Origin of the sequence: Brevibacterium sediminis, assembly GCF_024895295.1 — a bacterium.
Lineage (GTDB): Bacteria > Actinomycetota > Actinomycetes > Actinomycetales > Brevibacteriaceae > Brevibacterium > Brevibacterium sediminis.
The window spans coordinates 757,382-784,130 of the sequence record NZ_JAHQRN010000001.1; the positions used below are offsets into that span (position 1 = coordinate 757,382).

The window sequence follows — 26,749 nt, forward strand, 5'->3', positions numbered from 1 at the left end:
GTCTTCCTCATCCGAGTGCGTCGAGTCCGGGCAGGGTCTTGCCTTCGAGATATTCGAGGCTGGCACCTCCGCCGGTGGAGATGTGGCCGAAGGCGTCATCGGCGAAGCCGAGGCTGCGCACGGCGGCTGCGGAATCGCCGCCGCCGACCACGGTCAGCCTCTGTCCCCCGCTGCTGCCTTCGTCGGCCAGAGCTTGGGCTACGGCTTTGGTGCCGGCGGCGAAGGCCGGGAACTCGAAGACGCCCATCGGCCCGTTCCAGAACACAGTGGTCGAGCCTGCGATGATCTCGGCATAGGCGCGAGCCGATTCGGGGCCGATGTCGAGGCCGAGGCCGTCGCCTCCGGCCGGAGTGTCTTCGAGTTCGGCGACGGGCCGGACCCAGTGCTCGGCGTCGGCAGCGAAGGAGGCGGCCATGACGATGTCCGTGGGCAGGACGATGCGTGCACCACCGGATCGGGAGCGTTCGAGGTAGCCCTTGACGTCGTCGATGCGGTCCTTCTCGACCAGGCTCGATCCGATGTCGTGGCCGAGTGCGGCGAGGAAGGTGAAGACCATTCCCCCGCCGATGAGCAGATTGTCGGCGCGGTCGATGAGGTTGTCGATGACGCCGAGTTTGTCCGAGACCTTGGATCCGCCGAGGACGACGGTGAACGGTGGTTCGGGGCTGTTGAGCAGCCTGTCGCTGACCTCGACTTCCGCACGCACGAGTGAGCCGGCATAGTGCGGGAGGAAGCCGGCGATGTCGTAGACCGAAGCCTGTTTGCGGTGGACGACGCCGAATCCGTCGGAGACGAAATCGTCGGCCAGCGCTGCCAGCTGGGTGGCGAATTCTTGGCGCTCGGCATCGTCCTTCGCCGTTTCGCCCGGGCTGAAGCGCAGGTTCTCCAGCAGCAGCACGTCACCGTCGGACAGGGCTGCGGCCTTCGTCTGCGCATCGTCACCGACGGTGTCGGCGGCGAAGGCGACCGGACGGCCGATGGCTTCGGCGAGTTCGGGGACGATCGGGGCCAGTGAGAACTGCGGATCCGGTTCTCCCTTCGGCCGGCCCAGATGCGACATCACGATGACCTTGGCTCCCGCCTCGGCGAGGGACCTGATCGTTCCGGCCGAGGCCAGGATGCGACCGCGGTCGGTGACCGTGCCGTCGTCCATCGGCACGTTGAGATCGCTGCGGACGAGCACCGTGTGTCCGGCGAAGATGCCCGCATCGTCGAATGTCCTCATGAGTCCCTTTCGCTGAGAATGTAGCTGACCATGTCTTTGAGTCGGTTCGTGTATCCCCACTCGTTGTCGTACCAGGCCACGACCTTGATCTGGTCGCCCAGCACCATCGTGAGCTTGGAATCGACGATCGCCGAGGCGGTGGTGCCGACGATGTCGCTGGAGACGAGTTCGTCGGTGGAGAAGTCGAGGTAGGGCGATCCGTCCGCGGCGGAGGCGAGGATCGCGTTGACCTCATCGCGGTCGGCGCTCTTGGAGGTGCTGAAGGTGAAGTCGATGATCGATCCGGCGGGCACCGGCACGCGGACGGCGAGTCCGTCGAGCTTGCCCTCGAGGTGGGGCATGACGCGGCCGACGGTGCGTGCGGCTCCGGTCGTGGTCGGCACGATGTTGACGGCGGCGGCTCGGGCGCGACGCAGGTCCCGGTGGGGTCCGTCGACGAGCATCTGGTCGCCGGTGTAGGCGTGAACGGTGTTGAGCAGACCGGATTCGACGCCGAGGGCGTCGTCGAGCGCCTTGACCACGGTGGCCATGCAGTTCGTCGTGCACGAGGCGTTCGAGACGACGGAATGTGCCGACGGGTCGAAGGTGTCTTCGTTCACGCCCATGACGAGGGTCGCGTCGACGTCCTTTCCGGGGGCGGAGAGTACGACGGTCTGCACGGTGCCGCCGAGGTGGGCCTCGGCCTGATCCTGCCGGGTGAAGCGTCCGGTGGATTCGACGACGAGTTCGACCTTGTGCGAACTCCAGTCGATGGCGGACGGGTCGGCTTGACTGGTCACCGCGATCTCTCGTCCGTCGACGATGATCGCCTCGTCGGCGGCGTCGACATCATGGTCGAAGCGAGGCCACACGGACTCGTGGGAGAGCAGATGAGCCAGGGTCGTCGTATCGGTGAGATCGTTGATGGCCACGACCTCGAAATCAGCATCGGGTTCGAGGGACAGACGGAACAGGGCACGGCCGATGCGGCCGAAGCCGTTGATGGCGATTCGTCTCATGCCTCGATCTTAGCGATCCTCGAGCATTTCCGGGGTCAGACTGGCTTCGGTGCCGGGAATTCCCAGTTCTTCCGCATGCTTGTCCGCAGTGGACAGCAGCCTGCGGATCCGGCCGGCCACCGCGTCCTTCGTCATCGGCGGGTCGGCGAGCTGACCGAGCTCTTCGAGGGACGCCTGTTTGTGGGTCACGCGAAGCTGACCGGCGTAGCGGAGGTGTTCGGGGACGTCGTCGCCGAGGATCTCCAGGGCGCGTTCGACCCGGGCGCCGGCGGCCACGGCGGCCCGTGCCGACCGACGCAGGTTCGCATCGTCGAAGTTCGCCAGGCGGTTCGCGGTCGCGCGGACCTCCCTGCGCATCCGCCGTTCCTCCCAGACCAGCACGGCGCTGTGGGAGCCCATGCGGGTGAGCAGCGCGGCGATATCGTCGCCGTCGCGGATGACGACGCGGTCGACGCCCCGGACCTCGCGGGCCTTCGCGCTCAGTCCGAGTCGGCGGGCTGCGCCGACGAGGGCAAGAGCCGCCTCGGGGCCGGGGCAGGTGACTTCCAACGCCGAGGAGCGCCCCGGCTCGGTCAGCGAACCGTGAGCGAGGAAGGCTCCGCGCCAGGCGGCTTCGGCATCGGCGACGGAGCCGTTGACGATGGCCGAGGGCAGTCCGCGCACGGGACGGCCGCGGTTGTCGACGAGTCCGGTCTGGCGGGCCAGTGCTCCCCCGTCACGGGTGACGCGCAGCAGGTAGCGGTTGGAGCGGCGGATTCCGGCGGCATTGATGACGACGATGTCGGCATGCTGACCGTAGAGATCCTTGATCTCCGCTCGCAGCCGCTTGGCGGCCTGGGCAGTGTCGAGTTCGGCTTCGAGAACGATCGAGCCGTTGACGAGATGGAGAGCGGAGGAGAAGCGGAAGATCGACGACACCTCGGCCTTGCGGGCGGAGGTGCGAGTGATCTTCACTCGCGCCAACTCGTCCTTGACCTGAGCGGTCAGTGCCATAGCTCGTCCTCCTGCACCTGAAGTTCTACCACTGCTCGGCGACGCCGATCCCGGCGTCCAACAACATGTCACGGTAGCATGCCGCCAGCTTGAGGCTGTCATGCTGTCCCTGCCTCCGTGAGCGCAGGGGACGTTCCCAGAGTTTCGCTCCGAACATGTCCTCGGCCCGCTGCGGCAGGTCGGGTTCGAGTTCGGTGGCCGCCTCGTCGACGAGAACATAGTCCAAGGTCAGTGAGCGGGCATGACGGTGGAGGGAGACGAGGTGTTCGCCGAGGCTCAGGTCCTTCGTCTCACCGTCAGTGGAACTGAGGTTGAGCGTGAGGGATTTCACCGCTGTCGAGGCCACGATCGCCTCGGCCAGCGAAGGCACGAGCAGGTGCGGCATCACCGAGGTGTACCAGGAGCCGGGGCCGAGGTTGAGAACCTCGGCCTCCTCCACGGCCTCGATCGTCTCGTAGCGGGCCGGTGGAGCCGCCGGGTCGAGGCGCACGGTCTCGACGTGGCCGATCGTGGAGGCGAGCACGGACTGACCGCGCACGACCTGGAAGGAGCCGGGGAACTTCACATCGGCTTCGATCGTCAGCGGCACCGAGGACATCGGCAGCACGCGACCGTGAGCGCGCAGCAGGCGGGCCATCCAGTCCAGGCCGGCCACATGGTCGCCGTGGATCTGCCACAGTGCTGCGATGAGCAGATTGCCCACCGCGTGACCGTGCAGCTCACCCGTCGATTCGAAGCGGTGCTGGATGACATCACGCCAGGTCTGGCCCCACGTGCCGTCGTCGCAGAGCGCGGCCAGAGCCATCCGCAGATCGCCGGGAGGCAGTCCGCCGAGTTCGTCGCGCAGTCGTCCGGATGAGCCGCCATCGTCGGCGACTGTGACGACCGCGGTGAGGTCTTCGGTGAGCAGACGGAACGCCCTCAGCGCCGCGTAGAGTCCGTGACCTCCGCCGAACGAGACGATATTGGGACCGTCCTTCTGAGCGCCCGTGGAGATGACGGGCAGATCTTCGGTCTCCATGTCATTCTCTTCCCAGATCGCGGTGACGCACGGCCACTGGGATCCCGGTCTGGGCCGACAGCAGTCGTCCGACCCTTTCGCTGATCGCCACGGAACGGTGTTTGCCGCCCGTGCAGCCGATTCCGATCATCGCGTAGCCGCGGCCCTCGTGCAGATATCCCTCGGCGACGGTGGACAGGGTTGCGGCATAGCGTTCGATGAATTCCTCGGCACCGTTCTGCTCGAGGACGTAGGCCGCGACATCGGAGTCGAGTCCGTTGTGTCCGCGCAGATGGGGAATCCAGTACGGATTCGGCAGGAAGCGGACGTCGGCGACGTGGTCGGCGTCCTTGGGCAGGCCGTATTTGAAGCCGAAGCTCATCACCGTCAGCCGCAGCGGCGGGGTGTCGTCGTCGCTGAAGCGTTTGCGCACCTCCGCGGAGAGCTGGTGCACGTTGAGGTCGGAGGTGTCGACGATGATATCGGCGCGGTGTTTGAGGGACTCGAGTTCGGCACGTTCGGCTTCGATGCCGTCGAGCAGGGTCCCCTCCCCCTGCAGTGGGTGGGGCCGCCTGGTCGATTCGAAACGTCGGACGAGGACTTCGTCGGAGGCGTCGAGGAAGACGATGCGCAGGGACAGACCCTGATCGACGAAATCGCTGATAGTCTCCTGCAGTTCGGTGTATTTGGTGCGCCCTTTGGCGTCGATGACGATGGCGATCTTCGGCAGGGCGCCGTCGGCACGGGCGACGAGTTCGACGAGCGGACGCATCATCTGCGGCGGCAGGTTGTCGACGACATACCAGTCCATGTCTTCGAGCACATTGGCCACGGTGGTGCGGCCCGCTCCGGACATGCCGGTGACGAGCACAACCTCGATGGGGTGGTCGGATCCGTTCGATTCGGCCTGCACGCTCACTCGTCCTCCTCTGCTCGTGCCCGATCGGTCGGTGGGCACTGTACCTCTCGGCACTACTCTAGGGCAGAATCGCAGAGCTCAGTCGGCCAGAGCCGTGACGATCTTCGCGGCGAGGGAGGGACCGATTCCCTTGACCTCGCAGATCTCCTCGGCGGTGGCAGCACGGACCTTCTTCACAGATCCGAAATGGCGCAGCAGAGCGGTGCGCTTCGACTCTCCGAGACCCGGAATGTCGTCGAGCACGGAACTCGTCATCGCTTTCGCACGTTTCGACCGGTGATAGGTGATGGCGAAGCGGTGGGCCTCATCACGCAGGCGCTGCATGAGGAAGAGCCCTTCGGAGTTGCGTGGGAGGATGACCGGGAACGGATCGTCCGGTATCCAGATCTCTTCGAGCCGTTTGGCCAGACCGACGACGGAGATGTCGACGATGCCGAGATCCGTCAGTGCCCGCGTCGCTGCCGCAACCTGCGGGCCGGCACCGTCGACGACGAGGAGGCTGGGTCGATAGCCGAAGCGCTCATCGGGCTCCTCGGAGGTCATCTGTTCGAGGTAGCGGCTGAAGCGACGGGAGACGACGTCGTACATCGAAGCCGTGTCGTCGGCCGCGGCTTCACCGTGGATGGCGAAGTGTCGGTAGTCGCGCTTCTTCGCCATTCCGTCTTCGAACACGACGAGGGAGGCGACGACGTTCGATCCCTGGGTATGGGAGATGTCGATGCATTCGATGCGCAGCGGTGCTTCCGGCAGGTCGAGGTGCTCCTGGATCTCCTTGAGAGCCTGGCTGCGGGTCGTCAGGTCGGACGAGCGTTTGAGCTTGTGCTGGATGAGCGCTTCCTTCGCGTTCTTCCCCACGGTCTCCAGGGCCGCCTTCTTCTCCCCGCGCTCGGGTACCCGCACGGTCACCCGCGAACCGCGCTGCTCGCTCAGCCAGGCCTCCAGGGACTCCAGATCCGCCGGCAGTGTGTCGACGAGGATCTCCTTCGGAATGGCATCGGCATCGAGTCCGGAGTAGGCCTGTCGCAGGTAGTCGGTGGTCAGTTCCGCGGGCGTGTGATCATCGGAGCGTTCGATGATCCAGCCGCGTTGGCCGCGGATACGACCCTGGCGCACATGGAAGACCTGGACGGAGGCTTCGAGCTCCTCGGTGACGAGGGCGAAGATATCGCAGTCGGCGCTCACCGACAGGACGACGGCGGATTTGTCGAGGACCTTCTGCAGGGCGGAGATTTCGTCGCGCAGACCGGCCGCGCGTTCGTAGTCGAGTTCGGCCGCGGCTTTGGCCATCTCCTTCTGCCGGTGGCTGATGAACCGGCCGGTGTTTCCGGACATGAAGTCGGAGATGCTGCGGGCCAAGTCCTTGTGATCGTCCTTGCTGATCTGACCGACGCAGGGAGCAGCGCATTTGTCGATATATCCTAGCAGGCAGGGCCTGCCGCTGCGTTCGGCCCGCCGGTAGACCCCTGCTGTGCAGGTGCGCATCGGGAAGGCCTTGAGCAGCAGGTCGAGGGTGTCCTTGATCGCCCACACCTGAGCGAAGGGACCGAAGTACTTCACGCCCTTGCGTCGTTTTCCCCGGGTGATGAAGGCCCGAGGCACCTCGTCATTCATCGTGATCGCGAGGTAGGGGTAGGACTTGTCGTCGCGGAACATGACGTTGAACCGCGGGTTGAACTCATTGATCCACGTCCATTCGAGCTGTAGAGCTTCGACCTCGGTGTCGACGACGGTCCACTCCACCGAGTTCGCGGTGTGGACCATCGTCGAGGTGCGCGGGTGCAGCTGGGCAGGGTTGGCGAAGTACGAGTTGAGTCGGTTGCGGAGGTTCTTCGCCTTTCCGACATAGATCACCCGCCGGTCGGGGTCACGGAATTTGTAGACCCCGGCCGACGTGGGGATCGACCCGGTGGCCGGACGGTAGGTGGATGGATCAGGCATTCGGATCAGGACTTGAGCATCGGTTTGAGGAACCTTCCGGTGTGCGATTCGGCCACCTCGGCGACCTCTTCGGGAGTGCCCTGGGCGATGATCTGCCCACCGCCGCGGCCGCCCTCGGGTCCGAGGTCGATGATGTGATCGGCATTGCCGATGACGTCGAGGTTGTGTTCGATGACGATGACCGTATTGCCTTTGTCGACGAGTCCCTGGAGGACCATGAGCAGCTTCGAGATGTCCTCGAAGTGCAGACCGGTCGTCGGTTCGTCGAGCACGTAGACGGTGCGACCGCGGGAGCGCTTCTGCAGTTCGGCGGCGAGCTTGACACGCTGTGCCTCGCCGCCGGAGAGAGTCGTGGCCGGCTGGCCGAGTCGGACATAGCCGAGCCCCACCTCGACGAGGGTCTTGAGGTGTCGCGAGATCGCGGGAATCGCAGCGAAGAAGTCGTTGGCCTCCTCGATGGGCATGTCGAGGACCTCGGCGATGTTCTTGCCCTTGAACGTGACTTCCAGGGTCTCCCGGTTGTACCGGGCGCCCTGGCAGACCTCACAGGGGACGTAGACGTCGGGCAGGAAGTTCATCTCGATCTTGATCGTGCCGTCGCCGCTGCAGTTCTCGCAGCGTCCGCCCTTGACGTTGAAGGAGAACCGACCGGGCAGATAGCCCCGGACCTTCGCCGATTCGGTTTCGGCGAACAGCCGGCGCACATGGTCGAAGACGCCGGTGTAGGTCGCGGGATTCGACCGCGGGGTGCGACCGATCGGAGACTGGTCGACGTGGACGACCTTGTCGAGATTGTCCAGGCCGGTCACGCGCTTGTGCCGTCCCGGCACCCGGGAGGCGCCGTTGAGGACGTTGGCCATCTGTGTGTAGAGGATCTCGTTGACCAGAGTCGATTTGCCCGAACCGGACACGCCGGTGACGGCGGTGAGCACACCGAGGGGGAAGGACACCGTGACGTCGCGCAGGTTGTTCTCCACGGCCTTCTCGACGGTGACCATCCGGTCCTTGTCGACGGGGCGGCGGGTCGGCGGGATCTGGATCGCTCGTCGGCCGGAGAGGTAGTCGCCGGTGATCGATCCTTCGGCATCCTTGAGGCCGGTGACGGGACCGGAGTAGACGACCTCTCCCCCGTGCTCGCCGGCGCCGGGTCCGATATCGACGATCCAGTCGGCGGATTCGATGGTGTCCTCATCGTGTTCGACGACGATGAGGGTGTTGCCGAGATCCTTGAGCTTGTTGAGTGTTTCGATGAGTCGGCGGTTGTCTCGCTGGTGCAGTCCGATCGAGGGCTCGTCGAGGACGTAGAGGACGCCGACGAGGCCGGAGCCGATCTGCGTGGCCAGGCGGATGCGCTGGGCCTCACCGCCGGAGAGCGTACCGGCTGCCCGGTTGAGGCTGAGGTAGTCGAGGCCGACGTCGAGGAGGAACCCGAGTCGGGCGTTGATCTCCTTCATCACCTGCGCCGCCACGGCGGCATCGCGGGAGCTCAGCTCGAGGGAGCCGAGGAAGGAAGCTGCTTCGTCGAGGGCGAGTTCGGAGACCTCGGCGATGGACCTGTCTCCGACCTTGACGGCGAGGATCTCCGGTTTGAGGCGCGTACCGTCACAGCTGGCACACGGGATCTCGCGCATATAGGACTCGTAGCGTTCCCTCGACCACTCGGATTCTGTTTCCTCGTGCTTGCGCTGAATGTATTGGTAGACGCCTTCGAAGCCCGTCGAGTACGTGCGTTCACGCCCGAAGCGGTTCTTGTACTTGACGTGGACCTTGTAGTCCTTGCCCGTCAGAATCGCGGTCTTCGCGGACTTCGGCAGCTTCTTCCACGGCGTCTTCATATCGAAGCCGAGTTCGTCGCCGAGCCCCTTGAGCAGACGGTTGAAGTACTTCGAGACCTGTTTGCCTCCCGACCAGGGGGCGATGGCCCCGGAGCCGAGGCTGAGATCCTCGTCGGGGACGACGAGATCTTCGTCGACCTGCAGGCGCGTGCCGATGCCGTCGCAGGTGGGGCAGGCGCCGAAGGGCGAGTTGAAGGAGAACGAACGCGGTTCGATCTCGTCGATCGTCAGCGGGTGCTCGTTCGGGCACGACATGTGCTCGGAGAAAGTGCGGGTCGTGCCTTCGTCGACGAGTTCGATGTCGATGCGTCCGTCGGCGAGCCCCAGGGCGGTCTCGACGGAGTCGGTCAGCCGCGGGCGCATTCCCGATTTGGCGACGAGGCGGTCGACGACCACGGAGATCGTGTGCTTGTACTGCTTCTCCAAGGTCGGCGGTTCGCTCAGGCTGATCTGCTCGCCGTCGACGATGGCCCTGGAGAAGCCCTTGGACTGCAGGTCGGTGAAGAGGTCGACGAATTCGCCCTTGCGGGACCGGACGACGGGAGCGAGGACGAGGAACTTCGTCCGCTCCTCGAGTTCGAGCAGCTGGTCGACGATCTGCTGCGGGGTCTGCTTGGTGATGACCTCACCGCAGACGGGACAGTGCGGGATGCCGATCCGCGCCCACAGCAGGCGGAGGAAGTCATAGACCTCGGTGATCGTGCCGACGGTCGAACGCGGATTGCGCGATGTCGACTTCTGGTCGATCGACACCGCTGGAGACAGCCCTTCGATGAAGTCGACGTCGGGTTTGTCCATCTGCCCGAGGAACATCCGGGCATAGGAGGACAGGGATTCGACGTAGCGTCGCTGTCCCTCGGCGAAGATCGTGTCGAAGGCCAGCGAGGATTTGCCGGAACCGGACAAGCCGGTGAACACGACCATCGAATCGCGCGGCAGCGCGATTTCGACGTTCTTGAGATTGTGTGCTCGCGCTCCCTTGACCCACAGGGTGTCGAGATGGGAGACGCCTGTCACTTGCTCACCGTTATTGGTTTTCATCACCTGACCACTGTATTACTCGGCACTGACATTGCTGCATTCGCAGCGGTTTCCGGCTCATCTGCCGATCTCTCCGACGGAGAGGATGCGGAGCACGATATCTCCGGATTCGTCGCTGGCGGCCACGTCCACCTCGGCGTCGATGGCCCAGTCCCTGTTGTCGTCGGGATCGGCGAGGATCTGTCGGACGCTCCATGTGTCTGAACCGGGTGTGATGTCGATATATTCCCGACCGCGGGCCTTCTGGTCGACGATGAGCTCCCCGTATTCGTCGTAGAAGTCCTCGATCGCGTCTTCCCAGGCCCGTGAGTCGAATCCGGATTCGGAGTCGAGGCGGCCGAGCTCCGTGTAGTTCGCACGTTCGGCCAGCAGCACTCGGTGGAACAGGGCGTTGCGGACCTCTGCGGTGAACACCTTCGTATTCTCGGAGAAGCGGCGGTCGAGTGCCGGCAGATCGTCGGGAGCTTCGGTGGGGTCGAGTCCCTGCAGGGTGCGCCATTCGTCGAGCAGCGACGAATCCGTCCGGGCGATGGTCTCACCACACCATTCGATGATGGTCTCGAGTTCCTCGGTCCGGTTCTCCGCGGGGATGTTGTGGAGCAGTGCGCGGTAGACGTCGGTGAGGTAGCGCAGCAGGCTGCCCTCGGCCCGGGCGAGGTTGTAGTAGCCGACGAACTGGGTGAAGCCCATGGCCTGCTCGAGCATGTCGCGGACGACGGATTTGGGTTCGAAGCCGCCTCGGTGCAGCCAGGGATGAGTCTCGACGAAGTGGTCGAAGGCCGGGTCGAGCATCTCGGCCAGGGGTGCGGGGCTTTCGATCTCGTCGAGGATCGCCATGCGTTCGGCGTAGTCGACGCCTTCGGCCTTGAGTTCGGCCAGGGTCTCTCCCTTGATCCGGTCGAGCTGGCCCTTCAGTATCTGGAACGGCACTGAGGTGGTCGCCTCGACGATGGATACGACGTCGAGGGCGTAGGTGTCGTCGTTCTCGTCGAGAAGCTCCAGTGCGGCGAGCACGAAGGGAGCGAGCGGCTGGTTGAGCGCGAACTGGGGGCCCAGGTCCTGGGTGGCGATGAGTTCGCTGCCGCGGACCTCGATGAGTCCGGCGTCGATGAGGGAGCGTCCGATGCTGATCGCGGTGAGTTTGAGGTCGAGCCGCCGCTCCCTTGTCTCATGTGTCTTGTCGATGAAGTCGCTGATCGTCGACACATCGGAGCCGGGGCGGGCGACGAGGTTGAGGATCGTCGAATGGTCAATCTTCATCCGCGGCCGCAGAGTCTCGGATTCGCCTTCGATGAGTTTTGCGAAGGTCTCTTCGGACCAGCCGACGAAGCCGACCGGGGCGGCCTTCTTCTTGACCTTCTTCTTTTTCTTCTTGTCATCGTTGGCCGCTTTGGCTTCCGCCTTGAGGTTGTCGATGACATGTTCGGGGGCTTGGGCGATGACGTAGCCGCGGGTGTCGAATCCGGCGCGGCCGGCACGTCCGGCGAGCTGTTGGAACTCGCGGACGCTGAGTCTGCGCATCTTCCGCCCGTCGAACTTCGTCAGTCCGGTCAGCAGCACGGAGCGGATGGGCACATTGATGCCCACACCGAGGGTGTCGGTGCCGGAGATGACGAGCAGCAGTCCCTTCAGCGCGAGCTGTTCTATGAGGCGGCGGTACTTCGGCAGCATTCCGGCATGGTGGACGCCGACGCCGTGCAGCAGCAGTTTGCGCAGGCTGGTCCCGAATCCCTTGCCGAAGGTGAATCCCTTGATGGCTGCGGCGATGGCGGCCTTCTGTTCCTTGGAGGCAAGGTCGACCGAGAGCAGGTTGGTGGCGAGGTCGATGGCACCGTTCTGAGAGTAGGAGACGACGTAGACCGGGGCCTTGTCGTTGCGGACGAGTCCGCGGAGAGTGTCCGAGAGCGTCTCCGTCGAATATTCGTAGTCGAGCGGGACCGGCCGGGTCGCCGAGGTGACCACGGAGGAGTCGCGTCCGGTCGTCTCCGTCATCGTCCGTCGGATGTCGGTGGTGTCGCCCAAGGTGGCGGACATGAGGACGAACTGGGTCTGCGGCATCTCGAGGAGGGGCACCTGCCAGGCCCAACCGCGGGAGGGGTCGGCGACGTAGTGGAATTCGTCCATGACGACCATTCCGGCATCGAGCATTCCGCCTTCGCGCAGCGCCTGGTTGGCCAGGATCTCCGCCGTGGCGCAGATGACGGGCGCCTCCGGGTTGACGGTGGAGTCGCCGGTGATCATCCCGACGTTCTCGGCGCCGAAAGCGTCGATGAGGGAGAAGAACTTCTCGCTCACCAGGGCCTTGAGCGGGGCCGTGTAGTACGACCGGATCCCGCGGGTGAAGGACTGGTAGAGAGCGAACAGAGCGACGAGTGACTTCCCCGAGCCGGTCGGGGTCGCCATGATCGTATTGTCTCCGGCGAGGATCGTGAGGAACGCCTCGTCCTGAGCCGGGTAAGGCTCGACACCGATCTCTCGGCAGTATTCGCCGAAGGACTCGTAGATCGTGTCGTCGTCAGCGAATTCCGCTGGGATCTCCTGCAATCTGGCCACGCTGATGCACAGACCTTTCCGATTAGACTGATTCCATCCTATTGCTCGACACCGAGGAGTCACATATGCCGGTCTTCGCCGTCACCTACCACTATGGTCCCGAAACTGATACGCGGATGGAACATCGCCCCGCGCATCGCCGCTGGCAGGCGGAGCTGAATGAGACCGGTACGATCCTCGCCTCCGGTCCCCTGGACAACGATCCGCAGCCGGGAGGGCTGCTGATCCTCAATGCTGCCGACCGTGCGGAGGTCGAAAGCCACCTCGCCGCCGATCCCTATGCCTCGCTCGGTGTCATCGAGTCGACGGACATCCGCGAATGGACTCCCGTGTTCGGCCCCTTCGCCCAGGGCTGAGCGTCGCACTGCCGGTCCGGTTCTGCCCTGACCGGGAAGACACGAGCGGGGTCCGTCTCGAGAGATCGAGACGGACCCCGCTCGTTCTGTGCCGACACCGAGGCGGTGTCAGCGCGACCGGGTCCGATCGGCTCAGGCCTCTTCGGATTCGTTCGAGCTGACGTCCTTGAAGGAGATGCCGTCCTTCTTCATCTTCACGAGTGAGGCGACGGTGGCCACCACCATGGCGAGGACGATGACGGTCAGGGACAGCCACGTCGGCACCTCGGGGATCGAGTGACCCCACGAGAGGAACTCCCAATCGCTCGAATGCAGAGCGTGGATGATGAGCTTGACGCCGATGAAGCCGAGGATCGCGGCGATTCCGTAGTGGAGGTAGACGAGCTTGTCGACGAGTCCCCCGAGCAGGAAGTACAGCTGACGCAGTCCCATGAGAGCGAACACGTTCGCGGTGAACACGAGGAACGCATTCTGAGTGACGCCGAAGATCGCGGGAATCGAGTCGAGCGCGAACATCACATCGGTCGAGCCGATGGCGATGAACACGATGAACATCGGGGTCCAGTACTTCTTGTTGTCGTCGAGGGTCACCCGCAGCTTGTTGCCGTGGTATTCGTCGACGACGTTGATCCGCTTGCGCAGGAACCGGATGAGACCGTTTTCGCCGTCGCCGTCGTCTTCGGAGCTGAAGGCCTGCCGGTAGGCGACGATGAGGAGGAAGATGCCGAAGATGAAGAAGACCTCGACGAACGCGCTGATGATCGCCGCACCCGCGAGGATGAAGATGCCGCGGAAGATGATGGCGATGATGATGCCGACCATGAGCACTTCCTGCTGGTACTTCCGCGGTACCGAGAAGCTGCCCATGATGATGATGAAGACGAACAGGTTGTCGATGCTCAACGAGTACTCGAGCAGCCAGCCGGTGAGGAACTCGCTGCCGTGCTGGGCATCGCCGATGGCGAAGAGCGCGCCGGCGAAGACCAGAGCCAGGGCGACGTAGAAGGCGACCCAGATGCTCGCTTCCCGCATCGACGGGGTGTGTGGGCGCTTGACGACCAGCAGGAGGTCGAAGATGAGGATCGCAACGACGATGATTCCCGAGGTGATCATGAACCAGACGGGAATCGGAGATTCGCTCGCAGCAGCGGCGTTGCCGCCGGCCGCGAGCGTGGAGGACAGAATATCCATGGATGCCTTTCGTGGTGAACAGGATGTATCCAGGTCGAAAGTCTCTCCCACGCGGTGATGCTGCGTGCGCTCCGCGGCCGGACCCCTTGTGGGGTCGTGGTGACGACCGCGGATGGACGGGATACTCCCTTTCGCCAGCACACCAGTATAAACACGCGAACATCACTCGCGCGTCACCGGTGCGGATCAGGCGTGCCCGGCCTCCTTCATCTGGCGCAGCTCCTGCTTGAGGTCGGAGAGCTCGTCGCGCAGTCGCGCGGCGAGTTCGAACTGCAGCTCCGCGGCGGCCGAATGCATCTGCGAGGTCAGCGATTCGATGAGTTCGGTGAGGTCGGCCGCCGGCGGGCGCAGCGAACCGGGTTTGCCGGCGGCTTCCCTCTGTTCGTCGGTCAGGGTCGAGTTGTAGCCGCGTTTGCCCTTGCCGTAGTCGAATTCGGTGAGCAGCTCTCGAGTGTCCTCATCCTCACGCTGCAGTCGTTCGGTGATATCGGCGATCCGCTTGACCAGCGGGGCAGGATCGATTCCGTGCTCTTCGTTGTAGGCGATCTGGATGGCGCGCCTGCGGTCGGTCTCGTCGATGGCGGTGCGCATCGAGTCCGTGATCGTATCGGCGTACATGTGCACCTGGCCGTTGAGGTTACGTGCGGCACGACCGATCGTCTGGATGAGCGATGTCGACGACCGGAGGAAGCCTTCCTTGTCGGCATCGAGGATCGCCACCAGCGAGACCTCGGGAAGGTCGAGACCCTCACGCAGGAGGTTGATTCCGACCAGCACATCGAATTCGCCCGCACGCAGCTCTGTGAGCAGCTCCACACGTCGCAGAGTGTCGACATCGGAGTGGAGGTACTGGACCCGGATATCGTGTTCGAACAGGTAGTCGGTGAGATCTTCGGCCATCTTCTTCGTCAGCGTCGTCACGAGCACACGTTCGTTCGCGTCGACGCGGGTCTTGATCTCGTCGAGGAGATCATCGATCTGCCCCTTCGTCGGCTTGACCTTGATCTCGGGGTCGACGAGTCCGGTGGGGCGGATGATCTGCTGGACGTATCCGTTGGCGTTGCCGAGTTCGAAGTTGCCGGGTGTGGCCGACAGGTACACGCTCTGTCCCACGCGCTCCCGGAACTCGTCGAATTTCAGCGGCCGGTTGTCCATGGCACTGGGCAGGCGGAATCCGTGTTCGACGAGGGTGCGCTTGCGCGACATATCGCCTTCGTACATTCCGCCGATCTGCGGGACCGTGACATGGGACTCGTCGATGACGAGCAGGAAGTCCTCGGGGAAGTAGTCGAGCAGGCAGTTCGGTGCCGAACCGGGATCGCGGCCGTCGATGTGCCGGGAGTAGTTCTCGATGCCGGAGGTGAAGCCCATCGACTCCATCATCTCGAGGTCATAGGTCGTGCGCATCTTCAGCCGTTGGGCTTCCAGCAGCTTGTTCTGCGATTCGAACTCGCTCAGCCGCTTCTGCAGTTCGTCCTCGATGCCGCTGATCGCGGTGGCCATCCGGTTCTCACCGGCGACGTAGTGGCTGGCCGGGAACACGTGGATGGTGTCCTCGTCGCGCACGATCTCGCCCGTCAGCGGGTGGAGGGTCTGCAGCGATTCGATCTCGTCGCCGAAGAATTCGATCCGCAGCGCGAGCTCCTCGTACTGTGGGATGATCTCGACGGTGTCTCCTCGCACGCGAAAGGTCCCGCGGGTGAAAGCCATGTCATTGCGGGCGTACTGCATCGACACGAAGCGTCTGAGCAGTTCGTCCCGATCGCATTCGTCGCCCTTGTGAAGGGTGACCATCCGGTCGACGTATTCCTCAGGAGTGCCGAGACCGTAGATGCACGACACCGTCGAGACCACGACGACGTCGCGTCTGGTCAGCAGCGAGTTCGTGGCCGAGTGCCGGAGACGTTCGACTTCGTCATTGATCGAGGAGTCCTTCTCGATGAACGTGTCAGTCTGCGGCACATAGGCTTCCGGCTGGTAGTAGTCGTAGTAGGAGACGAAGTACTCGACCGCGTTGTTGGGCAGCAGCTGTCGGAACTCGTTCGCCAGCTGCGCGGCGAGAGTCTTGTTCGGCGCCATGATCAGGGTCGGTCTCTGCACCTGCTCGATGAGCCATGCCGTCGTCGCCGACTTGCCTGTGCCGGTGGCACCGAGGAGGACGATGTCCCGCTCTCCCGCGTCGAGCCGGTCGGAGATCTCTCGGATCGCCGTCGGCTGGTCACCGGAGGGAGAGTACTCGGAGACGACCTCGAACGGCGCCACCTCGCGGGTGACGTCGGGGCGGTGGCCGATCGCTGGCAGGGGGCGTTCTGAGCTCATAGTCCAACCCTAGCCCCCGCCCCTGACATTGGGCAGACCGGAGTCGGAACGACAGCCTCGGCGAAGTGCCTGCCGACATGTGTCAGCGTGTCAGTCGAAGCTGTCGGGCACCAGTCGGCGGCGCATCTGCAGGAAGTACGGTTCCTTCGATTCCGCATATGTTCGCATCATCTGCCCGTTCGTCCCGCCCGCAGCCTTGGCTTCGGCCAAACGGTCTCTCTTCAACTCGAGGTAACGGTCCCGCTCCCCCGTGTCTGCGATAAGCAGGTCACGGAACGCGCGGGCGAAGCGCACACCGACCGAGTCCGCGGTGCGCACATGCAGATTGACGGCGCGGCCCGGGTCCGTGTTCGCGTGGAACCATTTCCCTTCGGTCGACTCTTCGCCGAGGTGGTCGCTCATCTCGGCTCCCGGGTAACCCAGTTCGGCCAGTCGGGGTGCCAGCTCCCTGGCGGCGGTGAGATCGGGGACGAGGAGCTGAAGATCGATGACGTCCTTGGCGGGCAGTCCCGGCACAGAGGTGGAGCCGATATGTTCGATGGCGAACTCCTCGCCCGTGCCGTGTCGCAGCTTCCTGATCGCTCTCTGCGCGTCACCGATCCAGTCGGCATGCGCGGGATCGACGAGTTCGAGGGCTGCCTTCGGTGCCCGCTGCCCGGACGCGAGATTGGCGGAGAAGGGCCGGATCCGCGATTCGATGAGCCGGGCGACCGCGGCCTTCGTCTCTTCGACGGGACCGGAGTTGTCGATGATGACATCGCAGGCTGCTCGGCGGGTGTCGTCATCGGCTTGGCGGGAGATCCGTGCGGCGGCGTCGTCGCGGTCCATTCCGCGGGAGTCCATGAGCCGCTGCAGGCGCACTTCGGCGGGCACGTCGACGAGGAGATTGAGGTGGTAGGCCGGTGTCATGTCGTTCTCGACGAGCAGCGGGACGTCGTGGACGGCGATCTCGGCGTCGGCGTACATGGCGAAGTGTTCGGCGGTGCGGTCGCGGATCGCCGGATGCATGAGGCCGTTGAGCCGTGCTGTGTGCTCGGAATCGACGAAGGCTGCCGCGGCCAGTGCCGGCCGGTCGAGCGAACCGTCGGAGTGCAGCACCTGCGGCCCGAAGGCCTCGGCCAGCTTCTCGAGCAGCGGCTGTCCGGGTTCGACGACTTCGCGGGCGATCCTGTCGGCGTCGACGAGCACTGCCCCGTGTTCGACGAGCATTGCGGACACCGTTGACTTTCCGGCGCCGATTCCTCCGGTGAGACCGATTCTCAGCATGGGATCATCCTACTGATCCAGTCGGTAGACCCGCACTCCCTCATCGGCGAAGATCGGATCTCCGACGGCGGCATCGAGGAAGGCCGCATAGTCTCCGTCGCCTCCCGGCAGGAGCGGAGCTTCGGGGGCGAGGACGATGAAGTCGACCCCGGTCTCCCTCAGTTCGGCGATCGCCGAGGCGACTTCCGGGCTGTCCGCGTCCGGCATGGGCTCGCCGTCGAAGACGGAGCCGTGCAGGAGTTCGTCGAGGGCATCTTCGGGGGCGGAATAGGTCACCGGCGATTCCGGGCTCGAACCGATGAAGTAGCCGCCGGTCTCGTGGTAGCGGAATCCGCTGACCGACTGCCACACCATGGCTTCGTCGGCGTGGGGCTCAGCCCATGCCAGGGGGCGGGGGAAGGTCTTGACGACGGATCCGGCGGGGATCACCTCGGCGATGGAGTGCTCGTAGAAGTCTGGAACTGTCACCTCATGTGCGGTCTGCGGAGCGGGAAGGATGGCCACGGCGGCGAGGACGAGCAGGATGAGGAGGGCGCGGGCGCGAAGCAGCTTCCGGTGGCTCAGCGCCCACTGGAGGCCGATTCCGAGCACGGCGAAGAGCGCGATCGTCGAGTGGAGGACGAGCCGCATGGGCAGGATGTTGTTGAGTACGGGGATGGCTTCGATGAGCGCGAACGGACCGGTCGCGAGGGCGATTCGGCCGCCGAGGAGGATCGGTGAGCCGAGTGCCAGCAGGCCGACGAGGATGCCGGTTGCCGCGGCGATGCGCACCGGCACCGCGTGTGCGGACCGGTGGGCGAGCCCGAGAACGATGAGCACAGCCGCCGCCAGAGCTGGTGCGCCGACGTAGGCGCCGAGTTCGGCGGGGTCGATCTCCATGATTCGGGGCAGAGGAGACACTCCGGAACTTAGCCAGGCCGGGGCTGCGGGCAGGATCGGGTCGAGCAGGTCGGTGTTCCATACTCCGTGTGGGCGGATGGCGCCCTGTGGGGCGTTCGGTCCGGACATGGTCACCAGCAGCGGGATCGCACACAGCATGGCGATACAGCCGGCGACTGCGGAACCGAGACCGAGGGCGACCCATGACCGGGCGCGGTAGAGGCGGCGTCCGAAGACGGCGAGGCTGGCCAGGAAGCAAAGTGCGGCGAGGAAGGTTCCGGCCAGAATTTCGGTGGAGACGTAGAACTGGAAGCCGAGGAGGAGGCCGAACCCTCCTCCGAGCAGCCACAGGCGACGGCTGCGCAGCAGAGAACGACCGGGATCCACCTGTGTCGCGCGGCCGAGGTCGAGGAGAGCGAGGATCGCCCAGGCGGTCAGGGGCGGGGTGACGATATAGGCGAGGTTCGGGTGGCCGCCGAGCTGGGCGATGACATAGCTGGAGAAGCCGACTCCGGCAGCGGCGATGAAAGCGGGCAGGCGGTCGAGGAAGCGGCGGAAGAGCACAGCTGTGGCCAGGCTGCCGAGCACCGGGAAGGCGAGGATGAGGAGGTTGTAGCTCACGATGGGGCCGGCCACCCACGTCACGGGAGCGAGCAGGATCGCAAACCCTGCGAGCGAGGTGTTCCAGGCTCCGTTGACTCCCCCGCCGAGGGCGTTCATCGATTCCGTGTACAGCAGGCCGCCGGTTGCCCCCGGTCCGAATCCGAGGATGTCTGCGAGAACCTGCGCGCCGTGCCCGAGCCACCAGATGAACAGTGAGGTGTCGTCGTTGGAGGCGACAACGCTGCCGCTGGGGTCCGCGGCGACGGAGCCGAAGACGGTCAGGCTGCCGACACAGAGGATGAGGGTGTACCACAGCCACGGGCGCAGGCGTGCCCGAGCCGTGGGGGCATACAGAAAGGGCTCCCGGCCTTCCGACCGGGAGCCCTTCTGGTGGCTGCTATCAGCTGCCTGCAAGCTTCTCACGCAGGGCTGCAAGAGCTTCGTCGCTGGCCAGGGTGCCCTCATCGCTCGCCTCTTCGGAGGAGAACGATCCGGTGGCCGGAGCGGCTTCGGCAGATCCGACGGCATCGGCTGCGGAGGCCTCGGCATCCGCTGCGATGGCCTTGGCGACCTGCTTCTTGTGCTCTTCCCAGCGTTCCTGAGCGGCGGCGTACTGCTGCTCCCAGGTCTCGCGCTGAGCTTCGTAGCCCTCGACCCATTCGTTGGTCTCGGGGTCGAAGCCCTCGGGGTACTTGTAGTTGCCGTCCTCGTCGTACTCCTGCGGCATGCCGTACAGAGCGGGGTCGAGGAACTCTTCGGCCTCGGGGTCGACGCCTTCGTTCGCCTGCTTCAGCGACAGCGAGATGCGGCGGCGTTCGAGGTCGATGTCGATGACCTTGACGTAGATGGTCTCGTCGACCGAGACGACCTGCTCGGGCAGATCCACGTGGCGCACGGCCAGCTCGGAGATGTGGACGAGGCCTTCGATGCCGTCTTCGACGCGCACGAATGCACCGAACGGAACGAGCTTGGTGACCTTGCCCGGCACGATCTGTCCGATGACGTGCGTGCGAGCGAAGTGCTGCCAAGGATCTTCCTGGGTGGCCTTGAGCGACAGCGAAACGCGCTCACGGTCCATGTCGACGTCGAGAACCTCGACGGTGACTTCGTCGCCCACGGTGACGACCTCACCCGGGTGATCGATGTGCTTCCAGGACAGTTCGGAGACGTGGACGAGTCCGTCGACACCACCGAGGTCGACGAACGCACCGAAGTTGACGATGGAGGACACGACACCAGGACGGACCTGGCCCTTCTGCAGGGTCTGCAGGAAGTCGTGACGGACGGCCGACTGGGTCTGCTCGAGCCAGGCACGGCGCGACAGGACCACGTTGTTGCGGTTCTTGTCGAGCTCGATGATCTTGGCTTCGACCTGCTGGCCGATGTAGGGGGCGAGGTCGCGGACGCGGCGCATCTCGACGAGGGACGCGGGCAGGAAGCCGCGCAGTCCGATGTCGACGATCAGGCCGCCCTTGACGACCTCGATGACGGTGCCGGTGACAACGCCGTCGTCTTCCTTGATCTTCTCGATGTCGCCCCAGGCACGCTCGTACTGAGCGCGCTTCTTCGACAGCATGAGACGACCCTCTTTGTCTTCCTTCTGAAGAACGAGGGCTTCGATTTCGTCCCCGACCTCGACGACTTCGCCGGGATCGACATCGTGCTTGATGGAAAGCTCACGTGCGAGGATGACGCCTTCCGTCTTGTATCCGATGTCGACGAGGACTTCGTCACGGTCGACCTTGACGACTTCGCCCTCAACGATGTCGCCATCGTTGAAGTACTTGATGGTCTCATCGACGGCGGCGAGGAAATCCTCAGCGGTTCCGATGTCGTTGACAGCGACCTGCTTCGGCTGCACCGATTCCGGCGTGGTGGTGGTCATATAGGTAGGGACTCCGATGGAATATTGGTCCAGATCCGGTACCCTGGCGACAGGTCGTGTAAGTTGCCGCAAGAACCGAATCCGGTCTCGATTGCGAATTTGGACTTGTATGCACAGGCGCATACGGTTGTCAATGCTAGCACCTTTTCGGGTGTGAATGCACGCCGAAGAGACGAATCATCACCACCTGGGGCCACGGAGGAACCATGAGCGAAGGAACTGACGGAGCCGAGGTCATCAGCGGTGGCTATCTCCCGATCGACGAAGAGGCTTCCGTCCGGGCCAATCGCAGCTATTGGGACAACTCGGCCGAGGAGTATCTCGCCGAACACGGCACGTTCCTCGGGGCTTCGGATTTCATCTGGTGTCCGGAAGGAATTCACGAATCCGATGTGCGCCTCCTCGGCGATGTCGCCCGGAAGCAGGTTCTCGAGGTCGGCTGCGGTGCCGGTCAGTGCTCCCGGTGGCTGGCCGAGCAGGGCGCGATCACCACAGGTGTCGACGTCTCCGCCGGAATGCTCGAGCAGGCCTCGCGTCTGCAGCGCGAACATCCCCTGAGCGCCGAGGCGACTCCCCCGACGTTCCTCCTCGCCGATGCCCGACAGCTGCCGTTCGCATCGAACAGCTTCGATCGCGCGTTCTCCTCCTACGGCGCCCTGCCCTTCGTCAAGGACGCCGAGGTCGTCTTCGCCGAGGTGGCGCGAGTGCTGCGCAACGGCGGACAGTGGGTCTTCTCAACGACTCACCCGATGCGGTGGATGTTCCCCGATGTTCCGGGTGAGGCCGGCCTGACGGTTGAGTACTCGTACTTCGATCGCACTCCGTACGTCGAGCTGTCCTCGGACGGTCAGCCGGTCTACGCCGAGCATCACCGGACGATGAGCGATTGGGTCCGTCTCCTCGTCGAAGCCGGCTTCACGCTCGATTCGGTGACCGAACCCGAATGGCCCGAGGAGAATCGGACCGCTTGGGGCGGCTGGTCACCGCTGCGCGGTGCGCTCATGCCCGGTACCGCGATCTTCTCCACCACCCTGACCAAGGACTGACGGGGCCGGAACGGGGACGATCCTCAGCCGAGGACTGTGAAGTCCTCGGCCAGTCCCCCGCGACCGGTCAGCCCGGCGAGCACTGAACTTCCTTTCCCGCTCTGCATCGCCAGCCCCGCTGCGATCGCCAATGATTCCCGGAGCGCGGCCTCCGGAACAAGTGGTTCGGCACCGAGTGTCGTGGCGATGTCGATGCCGTGGACGACGAGCTCGAAGGTCCGTGTGCGCCTCCCCCTAGGCGACGCCGCGTTCGCGGACTACATCATCGACTCCCGGCTGGGGCAGGACCGCGCAACTCACCCGTCGCGCTCTCGTTCAAGCGCTAGCGCGGATGTCGTGTGGTACACGGCGCGAAAACTGCGGGGACGCTTGAACGAGCGTGGGCGAGATCGTTCTCTGCGCTTGCGCTTGAACGAGTTCGACGGGACAGCGGGCAGCAGCTCAGTGGGCGGCGGCGTGCCAGGAGCGTCCTGTGCCGACGTTGACGTCCAGAGGCACATCGAGTTCGAACGCCGACCCCATCTCCTCCGTGACGATCGTCTTCACCTCATCGATCTCTTCCGGACGGACGTCGACGATGATCTCGTCATGGACCTGCAGCAGCATCGGCGAGCGGAGACCGTCCAGACGGGCGGCCACCTTGAGCATGGCGATCTTCATGATGTCGGCTGCCGAACCCTGGATCGGAGCGTTGAGTGCGGCGCGTTCGGCCATGTCCCGCAGCTGCCGACGGTCGCTGTGCAGCGCCGGCAGATAACGACGACGGCCCATGATGGTCTCCGTGAACCCCTTGGCGCGAGCCTGCTCGACGATGTCGTCGAGGTAGTCCTTGACTGCACCGAAGCGTTCGAAGTACTGGTCCATCAGCCCCTTGGCTTCATCGACGCCGATCGAAAGCTGCCGGGAGAGGCCGTAGGCGGAGAGCCCGTACACCAGCCCGTAGGACATGGCCTTGACCTTCGAGCGCATCTCGGAGTCCACCTCGTCGATGCCGACTCCGAAGACCTTCGAGCCGACATAGGAGTGGAGATCCTCGCCGTCCTTGAACGCCTGGATGAGCGCGGCATCGCCGGACAGATGAGCCATGATCCGCATTTCGATCTGCGAGTAGTCGGCGGTGAGCAGAGTCCCCTCAGCCACCTCGGGGTCGGCGATGAAGATGTCTCGGATGCGGCGGCCTGATTCGGTCCGCACCGGAATGTTCTGCAGGTTCGGGTCCAGGGACGAAAGCCGTCCGGTGGCGGCCACGGTCTGCTGGTAGGTGGTGTGGATACGGCCGTCGTCGGCAACAGTTTTGAGCAGTCCGACGACGGTCTGCTTGAGCTTCGTCGAATCCCGGTAGGCCAGCAGGTGTTGGAGGAAGGGGTGTTCGGTCTTGACGAACAGTTCGGCCAGGGCGTCGGCATCGGTCGTATAGCCGGTCTTCGTCCGCTTGGTCTTGGGCATATCGAGTTCGTCGAAGAGCACGGTCTGCAGCTGTTTGGGAGAACCGAGGTTCACCTCGTGGCCGATCGCCTCATAGGCCTCTCCTGCGCTGGCTTCGGCCTGTTTCGTGAATTCGTCGATGAGGTTCGACAGTCCGGTCTCGTCGACGGCGATCCCGGTCGCTTCCATGCGCGCGAGCACGGGAACGAGCGGCAGTTCGATCTCGCGATAGACCTGCGTCATGTTCGCGTCCTCGACGGCCTTCGCGAGCACCTCGTGGACCTCGAGCAGGGCGGCGGCGCGTTGGCCGTGCGTGGTCACCGCGGCATCGGAGTCGAGGTCGAGGGCGAGCTGTCCGGAATCGGCCTCGGGTTCGCTGAGATCGATTCCGGCGCGGTCGGCGGCGATCTGACCGAGTTCGTAGGACCGGGCATCGGGAACGAGGAGATAGGCGGCCAGGGCCGTGTCCCCGGCGATATCCGTCACGGACAGTCCCATCGACTCCCACGCTTTGATCTGCAGCTTCGAGCTGTGGAGGATGAGCGAATGCCCGCCCAGGGCGGAACCGAGCGCGCCGACGGCCTTCTGTCCCGCCTCGGCGAGGTCGACGACCCAGGCCCGGCCGGGTTCGGCGGAGACCGCCAGGGTCCGTGCCTGACCGTGGCCGAGCTCGAAGGAGGCGTCGGAATCAAGCGCCAGCACATCGTGGTCGGCGATCTTCGTCAGCAGAGTGTCGATGTCGACGGTCTCGATGGTCGTCTCGCGTGTCGGTGCCGGCTCGGACTCGGCTCCGGCCTCGGGGAAGATCGCGGCCAGACGCTTGCCGAGGGCCTGGAACTCGAGTTGGTCGAACAGGCTCGACAGCTCGGCCGGGTCGCCTTCGCCCCAGGCCAGGTCGTCGAACTCCAGTCCCAAGTCGACGTCGTCGAGGAGGCGGTTGAGTCGGTAGTTCCGCTCCACCTCGCTGATATGGTCGCGCAGCTTCTCACCGACCTTGCCGCCGATCTTGTCGGCGTTGTCCAACACCCCGGGCAGATCTCCGTGTGCGGTGAGCCATTTCGCGGCGGTCTTGTCACCGACTCCGGGCACACCGGGCAGATTGTCGGCCTTCTCACCGACGAGCGCGGCCAGCCCCCGGTAGTTCGCGGGGCTCACCCCGTACTTCTCCTCGACCGCGGCCGGCGTCATCCGGTTGAGGTCGCTGACTCCGCGTTTCGGGTAGAGGATCGTCACCCGGTCGGAGGCGAGCTGGAACGAATCCTTGTCTCCGCTCATCACCTCGACGAACGAGCCGGCATCCGTGCCCATCTTCGCCATCGTCGCCAGAGCGTCATCGGCCTCGAAGCCCTCCTTCGTCACCACCCGGATGCCCATCGCCGTGACGATGTCCTTGATGAGGTCGATCTGCGGGTGGAACTCGGGCGGAGTCTTCGCCCGTCCGGCCTTGTACTCGGGGTATTCCTCGAGGCGGAACGTCTGGCGTCCGAGGTCGAAGGCCACGGCCACATGGCTGGGCTCTTCGTCGCGGAGGACGTTGATGAGCATGGAGATGAAGCCGTAGATGGCGTTCGTCGTCTGGCCGGTGCTGGTGGAGAAGTTCTCGACCGGCAGGGCGTGGAATGCCCGGTAGGCCAGGGAGTGTCCGTCGATGAGCAGGAGGGATTCGTTTGAGTGACTCACATGGCATAGCCTAGCGTTCGAAGCTGACTTGAAGGAGAACCGATGCTGCGTCCCGACGTGTCCCTGACCGCTCACACCTCCCCTGAGGAGATCGACACGCTGCTCGGACAGCTGCGCACGCCGGGGTCCGGGGGTGAGCTGGCCGAGAGGATGGGAATCGAGTTCGTCGAGCTCGCCCACGATCATGTCGTGGCCACCGCTCCGGTCGTCGGCAATCGGCAGCCGATGGGTCTCTTCCACGGAGGCGGCCACGTCGTTCTCGCCGAATCCCTGGCGTCGATGCATTCGTATCTGCTCTCCGGCGGTAAGAACGTCGTCGGGGTCGATCTCAACGCCACTCACCTGCGTGCCGCGCGAGAGGGCGTGGTGACCGGTCGCGCCGAGGTGCTCCACCAGGGACGCACGATCGTCTCCCATGAGGTCAAGATGACCGACGAGGCGGGGCGCCTGCTCTCGATCGTGCGGATCACGAATATGATCCTGAAGACCGAGCCGAAGGGCTGAGGCACGGCGCCTCCTCGGCGAAAGTCCACAGCGAAAGCCGAAAGTCCACAGCGAAAGCCGAGGGCCGGCGAATCCATCTCGGGATTCGCCGGCCCTCTCGGGTTCCGGGTCCGGACCGTGACCGGTCCGGGAGGTGATTACTTCTTCGTGCCGATCTGCTTGAGCACGGTCTCAGCGACCTCGCGCATCGTCAGGCGACGGTCCATCGACGTCTTCTGGATCCAGCGGAAGGCTTCGGGCTCGCTCAGACCCATGGAGGTCTGCAGCAGGCTCTTGGCGCGCTCGACGAGCTTGCGGGTCTCGAAGCGTTCGGTGAGATCGGAGATCTCGGACTCGAGCGAGCTGATCTCGGCATGACGCGAGAGCGCGATCTCCAGGGCCGGGATGAGGTCGGCCGAGGTGAACGGCTTGACGACATAGGCCATGGCACCCGCATCGCGGGCTCGCTCGACGAGCTCCTTCTGCGAGAAGGCGGTGAGCAGCACGACCGGCGCGATGCGAGCCCTGGCGATGCGCTCGGCGGCGGAGATTCCGTCGAGGATGGGCATCTTGATGTCCATGACGACGAGGTCCGGGCGCAGCTCCTCAGCCAGGCGGATGGCGGATTCGCCGTCCGCCGCCTCACCGACGACGTCATAGCCGACCTCGCGGAGCATTTCTACGATATCGAGACGAATCACGGCCTCGTCTTCGGCCACGACTACGCGGCGGACCGGCACGGACTCATCTGAAGTTGATTCTTCGCTGTTTGAAAGCACGGCACCAGTCTAGACCAGGCGCTCAGCGTCATGGCCAGCGGACTCGGAAGTTTATTCTGTGAGGGTGGCCACGGGCGGTGACGGTGGCCACCGGAGGGCATCCTCGGCGGGCGGCGATTGTGCAATCGGTCCGCGCGCGCAGTAGAATCGTCCCCGTTGCACAGGCGGTCCTGACAGGACAGCTCGTGACGCGCCGGATTGGCGGAATCGGTAGACGCGGTGCACTCAAAATGCATTGTCGAAAGACGTGCGGGTTCGAGTCCCGCATCCGGTACAGACGAAGGCACTGTCGAACGTGATGTCGACAGTGCCTTCTGCATTTCCCCGGGAGCCGA

At 64.6% G+C, this 26,749-nt stretch carries 18 protein-coding genes and 1 tRNA gene; 4 read left to right on the forward strand and 15 right to left on the reverse strand.

Annotated elements, in window-relative coordinates:
• Positions 1–7: 7 nt before the first annotated feature.
• The 8 genes from KTJ89_RS03555 to KTJ89_RS03590 form a co-directional block, all read right to left on the reverse strand.
• Positions 8–1,225: a phosphoglycerate kinase gene (locus KTJ89_RS03555; RefSeq protein WP_259356784.1), complete on the reverse strand. Its 1,218-nt coding sequence runs from the start codon at positions 1,223–1,225 to the stop codon at positions 8–10.
• A complete protein-coding gene (gene gap, locus KTJ89_RS03560) occupies positions 1,222–2,223 on the reverse strand; it encodes a type I glyceraldehyde-3-phosphate dehydrogenase (RefSeq protein WP_259356785.1) in 1,002 nt (333 codons plus the stop codon). Before gap ends, KTJ89_RS03555 begins: the two co-directional genes overlap by 4 nt.
• Before the next feature lie 9 nt (positions 2,224–2,232).
• The gene (whiA, locus tag KTJ89_RS03565; RefSeq protein ID WP_139467292.1) at positions 2,233–3,216 is read right to left on the reverse strand and encodes a DNA-binding protein WhiA; all 984 of its coding nucleotides are present in this window, start codon (positions 3,214–3,216) and stop codon (positions 2,233–2,235) included.
• Positions 3,217–3,241: 25 nt separating this feature from the next.
• Entirely contained in the window at positions 3,242–4,237 is a 996-nt protein-coding gene (locus KTJ89_RS03570) for a gluconeogenesis factor YvcK family protein (protein ID WP_101544310.1), read from the reverse strand.
• Between the two features lies 1 nt (position 4,238).
• Positions 4,239–5,129: an RNase adapter RapZ gene (gene rapZ, locus KTJ89_RS03575; protein WP_373284074.1), complete on the reverse strand. Its 891-nt coding sequence runs from the start codon at positions 5,127–5,129 to the stop codon at positions 4,239–4,241.
• A gap of 84 nt (positions 5,130–5,213) precedes the next feature.
• Complete coding sequence (uvrC, locus tag KTJ89_RS03580) at positions 5,214–7,073, reverse strand: excinuclease ABC subunit UvrC (RefSeq protein WP_139908081.1); 1,860 nt, start codon at positions 7,071–7,073, stop codon at positions 5,214–5,216.
• A 5-nt stretch (positions 7,074–7,078) separates the two neighbouring features.
• The gene (gene uvrA, locus KTJ89_RS03585; RefSeq protein WP_139909772.1) at positions 7,079–9,949 is read right to left on the reverse strand and encodes an excinuclease ABC subunit UvrA; all 2,871 of its coding nucleotides are present in this window, start codon (positions 9,947–9,949) and stop codon (positions 7,079–7,081) included.
• Positions 9,950–10,006: 57 nt separating this feature from the next.
• Positions 10,007–12,502, reverse strand: a complete 2,496-nt coding sequence (locus tag KTJ89_RS03590) for a DEAD/DEAH box helicase (RefSeq protein WP_259356786.1) — start codon at positions 12,500–12,502, stop codon at positions 10,007–10,009.
• Between the two features lie 65 nt (positions 12,503–12,567).
• Here KTJ89_RS03590 and KTJ89_RS03595 point away from each other — a divergent pair, with 65 nt between their 5' ends.
• The gene (locus KTJ89_RS03595; RefSeq protein ID WP_259356787.1) at positions 12,568–12,858 is read left to right on the forward strand and encodes a YciI family protein; all 291 of its coding nucleotides are present in this window, start codon (positions 12,568–12,570) and stop codon (positions 12,856–12,858) included.
• A gap of 132 nt (positions 12,859–12,990) precedes the next feature.
• Here the strand turns inward: KTJ89_RS03595 and KTJ89_RS03600 are convergent, their stop codons facing one another.
• The 5 genes from KTJ89_RS03600 to rpsA all read right to left on the reverse strand — a co-directional run bounded on the left by KTJ89_RS03600 (position 12,991) and on the right by rpsA (position 21,001).
• Positions 12,991–14,049: a TerC/Alx family metal homeostasis membrane protein gene (locus KTJ89_RS03600; RefSeq protein ID WP_259356788.1), complete on the reverse strand. Its 1,059-nt coding sequence runs from the start codon at positions 14,047–14,049 to the stop codon at positions 12,991–12,993.
• Positions 14,050–14,235: 186 nt separating this feature from the next.
• Positions 14,236–16,368 carry an excinuclease ABC subunit UvrB gene (gene uvrB, locus KTJ89_RS03605; protein ID WP_259356789.1) on the reverse strand — a complete coding sequence of 711 codons (2,133 nt, stop codon included), beginning with the start codon at positions 16,366–16,368 and terminating at the stop codon, positions 14,236–14,238.
• 90 nt (positions 16,369–16,458) lie between these two features.
• A complete protein-coding gene (gene coaE, locus KTJ89_RS03610; protein ID WP_259356790.1) occupies positions 16,459–17,634 on the reverse strand; it encodes a dephospho-CoA kinase in 1,176 nt (391 codons plus the stop codon).
• Between the two features lie 9 nt (positions 17,635–17,643).
• Complete coding sequence (locus KTJ89_RS03615; protein ID WP_259356791.1) at positions 17,644–19,539, reverse strand: hypothetical protein; 1,896 nt, start codon at positions 19,537–19,539, stop codon at positions 17,644–17,646.
• Complete coding sequence (gene rpsA / locus KTJ89_RS03620) at positions 19,517–21,001, reverse strand: 30S ribosomal protein S1 (RefSeq protein ID WP_139467300.1); 1,485 nt, start codon at positions 20,999–21,001, stop codon at positions 19,517–19,519. The genes KTJ89_RS03615 and rpsA overlap by 23 nt, the downstream gene beginning before the upstream one ends.
• A gap of 206 nt (positions 21,002–21,207) precedes the next feature.
• Between rpsA and KTJ89_RS03625 the strand changes: the two genes are divergently transcribed.
• Positions 21,208–22,047 (forward strand): class I SAM-dependent methyltransferase, encoded by an 840-nt coding sequence (locus KTJ89_RS03625; protein WP_139467301.1) that lies wholly within the window; start codon positions 21,208–21,210, stop codon positions 22,045–22,047.
• Between the two features lie 441 nt (positions 22,048–22,488).
• On the opposite strand, the gene polA is transcribed toward KTJ89_RS03625, so the two are convergent.
• Complete coding sequence (gene polA / locus KTJ89_RS03630; RefSeq protein WP_259356792.1) at positions 22,489–25,152, reverse strand: DNA polymerase I; 2,664 nt, start codon at positions 25,150–25,152, stop codon at positions 22,489–22,491.
• A gap of 42 nt (positions 25,153–25,194) precedes the next feature.
• Here polA and KTJ89_RS03635 point away from each other — a divergent pair, with 42 nt between their 5' ends.
• Positions 25,195–25,656 (forward strand): PaaI family thioesterase, encoded by a 462-nt coding sequence (locus tag KTJ89_RS03635; RefSeq protein ID WP_139467304.1) that lies wholly within the window; start codon positions 25,195–25,197, stop codon positions 25,654–25,656.
• Positions 25,657–25,793: 137 nt separating this feature from the next.
• On the opposite strand, the gene KTJ89_RS03640 is transcribed toward KTJ89_RS03635, so the two are convergent.
• The gene (locus tag KTJ89_RS03640) at positions 25,794–26,414 is read right to left on the reverse strand and encodes an ANTAR domain-containing response regulator (protein ID WP_373284070.1); all 621 of its coding nucleotides are present in this window, start codon (positions 26,412–26,414) and stop codon (positions 25,794–25,796) included.
• A 192-nt stretch (positions 26,415–26,606) separates the two neighbouring features.
• Here KTJ89_RS03640 and KTJ89_RS03645 point away from each other — a divergent pair.
• A tRNA-Leu gene (locus KTJ89_RS03645) sits at positions 26,607–26,688 on the forward strand.
• Positions 26,689–26,749 lie beyond the last annotated feature (61 nt).